Below are 2,499 nucleotides of genomic sequence, written 5' to 3'. Positions count from 1 at the left end.
CGGTGAGGTGTGTCGAGTCTGATTTTTACCACGGTTTTGGTTGTGTGCAGCGGGTAGCTGCTGGTCTGCCCAGCTTTTCCTGTTATTCCTTGGTCGGGCCTTGTCGGCTATTGGTCAGGTGGTTGCAGCTGTTGGTGGGCTGAAGCCAATGGTGTTGCGCCACAGTGCGAGCCAGGATTTCGACCAGGGCCAGTGGGTGGGCAGGTGCAGGACGGGTCTGCGTTGCGGACGTGCCAGGCGGGCGGGGATGTTGACGATCTTGCGCCGCAGGGTGGCCCCGCGGGCTACCGCGTGAGCGCCCCCGGCCAGGACCCCGGCGGCGCGCAGCAGGTTGTGGGCGATCGCGGCGCACAGGACCCAGGCGGAGTTGGCGCCGAAATGCCCCGAGGGTATATGGGCAAGCGGTCCGTCGATCAGATCGGCGAACACGGTTTCGATGATGGCGTGTTGGCGGTGGGTGATGTCGGCTTGGGCGGTGGGCAGGTCGGTGTTGGTCAAAAACGGGTGATGGCGCCACACCGGGAACAGGGCCTCGCGGTGGTTGGCGTCTTTGACCCGCCGCACGACCAGGCGGGCGGTGATCGCCTCGGGGGTGCCTGCGAAGGCGGTGTAGCTGACCTCGGCGACCTCGGCATCAGAGATCAAGGCCCCGGTGTCGGGGTCGCGCACCGCGCCGGGATAGGCCACCGGGGTCCAGGCGTCCTCGGCGATCCCGGCGATGGCCCGCTGGACCGCGGTGTTGCGGGTCATGACCAGTGAGAACTGCGCGTCGTGTCGCGTGCAGGCACCGACGACCGCGCGGGTGCCGTAGGCGGAGTCCCCACGCACCAGGATCGGCCCGGTGGCGCCGGCGGCGCGGGCGGTGCTGATGGCCGCGGCGATCATCCGTCCCGCACCTTTGCCCGAGCCGGCCCGTCCGGCGCGCAGCCGCATCCCGGCGATCACCGGGGCCGATTCGGCGGTGCTGATCGTGGTCGCCAGCGGGGACAGTCCCTTGCCCAGGACCTGGCGGCCGGCGATCTTGGTGTGCCCGTAGGAGGCGCCCTGTTTGGCGTGTCCGTACACCGGGCGCAGCAGCGAGTCGATGTCGATGAACACCTGCTCCTTGGCGCCGACGAGCAGATCGACGTGCTCGCACAGTGCGCCCAGATGCTCGCCGAGCACCGAGTCGAGTTGTCGGGCGTGCCCGAAGGTGAACTCCCGCAGCAGGGTTCCGATGGTCGAGGGCGCATATACCGCGGCGAAGAGGGTTTTCATACCGCCGCTGCGGACCACGTCGAGGTCATCGATGCTGTCCGCGCCAGCGCGCATGCCCGCGATCACCGTGGCCAGCTTCGGCGCCGGGTTGGCCGACCCGGACTTGATCTTCGGCTCGGCGATGTGAACCTTGTTTTCCAGCAACTCGATCAAGCCGGTCTGCTCGGCTAGTGCCATCACCGGCACCAGCCCCGCGAACGACACGAGATGGTCGTCGTCGAACAGTGCCGAATCGGCCTTGAACCTGTGGGACACTCTCACTGGAAGTGCCTTTCTTGCGCTGGTCAGATTGTTGTGTGGTAACTCCAATCATCCCAGCTCAGAGGGCACTTTCCTTATTCCGACACCCGATCAACAGCCAATTCATCCGTGGATCGAGGCTTAGGCATAGCAGCATCGTATTATGCATATACGCATAGGCTCATGCGGCTGCGCATGAGCGCCCTTGGCTACTCGCAACTCCGCAAAACGCACCGTTACCAGCAGCCAATGCGAGGTGAATTGTGCTGCAATATATTTCGCTGACAAATCTGATCTGTGTTGCGCATCCGGTTGGCCGAGATCCGATATGCATCAAGTTCACTACGGGTTGACCCGGACCTCTACGAATCCGGCCGCCGTGAAGTCCTGGTCGAACGCGAGGGCTTCACGCAGCCGCCGGTCGCGCATGACGCGAAAACTCGTTGCGTCCACGTACGAGTACACCCGCTCGTCGTGTTTGCGAAGCCATTCCGACGCTGCCGCTTCTTGGTCCTCTGTAACCCGGTGCTCGACGAGGCGCGCAGCATTCCTCAGAGTGTCGAGCCGATCGAGAAAGGCCAGCGCAGTCCGGTGGCTGTCCTTGCGTCGCAGGAACGTCCAGGTCTCGCCCGCCACAAGGTTGGTCGTCAGGATCTGCTCGGACCGTCCAAGAGCGCCCAGCATGCTCAGCGCGTCATCGTGCCGAGAATCCCCGGGCAGGGCCCACGCCACCCACCAGCCCGTGTCGGCGAACTTCACTGGTCGTAGACAACGTCGTCGACCTCGCCTGGTTCCACCGAAACATGGTCCGACCCGAACCCCGCGAGGGAGCGCCACAAGTCTTCATCAGACTCGCCGAGCGGTGGTGAAAGGACGGTGCCGAGCCCCACGCGGATCAACTCGGACTTGGAGATGCCGCGACGCCGGGCTTCCGCGGCAGCCAGCAAGTCGAGCTCTTCGGGGATCGTGATCGTGATCGTCTTCACACCTCCAATATACATA

Annotated in this window: 3 protein-coding genes; all 3 read right to left on the bottom strand. The window is 64.6% G+C overall.

The window, feature by feature from the left end:
• Positions 1-114: 114 nt before the first annotated feature.
• A complete protein-coding gene (locus tag AC2VOK_RS03200) occupies positions 115-1,518 on the bottom strand; it encodes an IS1380 family transposase (protein ID WP_428899195.1) in 1,404 nt (467 codons plus the stop codon).
• A gap of 321 nt (positions 1,519-1,839) precedes the next feature.
• Positions 1,840-2,256, bottom strand: a complete 417-nt coding sequence (locus AC2VOK_RS03195) for a type II toxin-antitoxin system VapC family toxin (protein ID WP_428899194.1) — start codon at positions 2,254-2,256, stop codon at positions 1,840-1,842.
• Positions 2,253-2,499: ribbon-helix-helix domain-containing protein (locus tag AC2VOK_RS03190; protein ID WP_428899193.1), on the bottom strand; the 247-nt coding region annotated here is incomplete at its 5' end. The genes AC2VOK_RS03190 and AC2VOK_RS03195, both read right to left, overlap by 4 nt.

This window comes from Mycobacterium sp. TH-M116, assembly GCF_057473685.1.
The sequence above is the reverse complement of the archived record's forward strand: the minus strand, read 5'-3'. Positions and strand labels throughout refer to the sequence as shown.